The sequence below is a fragment of the Rhodococcus sp. O3 genome, assembly GCF_048897285.1.
Lineage (GTDB): Bacteria > Actinomycetota > Actinomycetes > Mycobacteriales > Mycobacteriaceae > Rhodococcus.
Genome location: NZ_JBMBTE010000298.1, coordinates 1 through 1,629, shown reverse-complemented (window position 1 = coordinate 1,629; position 1,629 = coordinate 1). Strand labels below are relative to the sequence as shown.

The window sequence follows — 1,629 nt, the reverse complement described above, 5'->3', positions numbered from 1 at the left end:
GGCTGCGGGTCCGGCGCCGCTCGCCGCTCGCCACCGCAGCAGACGCGGTGCTCACCGTCGTCGGCCTCGACCGGGCGTCCTCGAGGTGGGCGGAATGACCACCGTGCTGACCACCGACCTGCTCGACCGCGTGCGCGAACGTCTCGCGGGCGACCGCGCCGAACCGACCCCCGCGCGGGTCGCGGCCGCGTTGCGCGCCGAATCGGGTGGTGTGCTCGGCGACTCCGACCTGCTCACCGCCCTGCGGCACCTGCAGACCGAACTCACCGGGGCCGGACCGCTCGAAACCTTGCTGGCCGAACCGGAGGTCACCGACGTGCTCGTGACCGCCCCGGACCGCGTGTGGGTCGATCGCGGGGCGGGTCTGCAACTCGCTCCCGTGACGTTCCCGGACGAGGCGTCGGTACGCCGGCTCGCCCAGCGCCTCGCGCTGTTCGCGGGGCGGCGGCTCGACGACGCCCAACCCTGGGTGGACGGGCGGTTACCCGGACACGGCGAGTTCGGGGTGCGGCTGCACGCGGTGCTCGCACCCGTCGCGCAGGGCGGGACGTGCCTGTCCCTGCGCATCCTGCGGCCGGCCACGCAAGGCCTCGACGCGCTGCTCGCGAACGGTGCCGTGCAGCCCGACGCGTACCGGTTGCTGCGCCGCATCGTCACGGCCCGGCTGGCGTTCCTCGTCGTGGGCGGCACCGGCGCAGGAAAGACAACGCTCCTCGCGGCGATGCTCGGCGCCGTCGAGCCGGGCGAACGGATCGTCTGCGTCGAGGACGCCGCCGAACTCGCACCCACCCACCCGCACGTGGTCCGGCTCGTCGCCAGACCCCCGAACGTCGAGGGCGTCGGTGAGGTCACCGTGCGCGACCTGGTCCGGCAGGCCCTGCGGATGCGGCCCGACCGCATCGTCGTCGGGGAGGTGCGCGGCGGCGAGGTCGTCGATCTGCTGACCGCGCTCAACACCGGGCACGACGGCGGCGCCGGCACGGTCCACGCGAACTCACCGGACGAGGTTCCGGCACGACTCGAGGCGCTCGCCGCGCTCGGCGGACTCGACCGTGCCGCGCTGCACAGCCAGCTGGCGGCGGCCGTGCAGGTGATCCTGCACGTCGATCGGGCGCCCGACGGCACTCGCCGGCTCGTCGAGATCGGGGTGGTCGAGCGCGACCCGGCCGCGGGGGTCCTCGTCGTGCCGGCGTGGACGGTCGCACACGGGCCGGATGCAGGGATGCAGCAGCTCGAGCGGTACTTCCGGCGGCGGGCATGACCGTCGCCGCGGTGTGCCTCGCGGTCGCGGTGCTGATCGCCCCAGGGCCGATCGCCCGGCACCGTCTCCGGTCGGCCACCGGCACCGAACCTGCTGCAGCACGGAGGGTCGGGTCGCCGCTGGTGATCGGAGGGTGTGCCGCCGTCGTGGTGGCGCTGGTCGTCGGTGTCGCGGTCGCGCTGGCCACGTCGATCGTGGTTGCGACCGCGGTGTGGCGGATGCGTACCCGCCGTCGTGCCCGGGCGGCGGACGTCGACCAGCGGATGCTGCTGGGCGCCCTCGAAACCGTCATCGCCGAACTTCGGGTGGGCAACCATCCGGCCGAGGCGTGCGTCGTCGCTGCGCAGGAGACCGGTGGCCCGGCAGCC

General features: G+C 74.6%; 1 protein-coding gene and 1 pseudogene. Both read left to right on the top strand.

Annotation, left to right across the window (positions count from 1 at the left end):
- Nucleotides 1-94: 94 nt before the first annotated feature.
- Nucleotides 95-1,261: a TadA family conjugal transfer-associated ATPase gene (locus tag ACN675_RS29080; RefSeq protein WP_420754103.1), complete on the top strand. Its 1,167-nt coding sequence runs from the start codon at nt 95-97 to the stop codon at nt 1,259-1,261.
- Nucleotides 1,258-1,629 (top strand): annotated as a pseudogene (locus ACN675_RS29075) (secretion protein F); the annotation flags it as partial. The gene ACN675_RS29080 and the pseudogene ACN675_RS29075, both read left to right, overlap by 4 nt.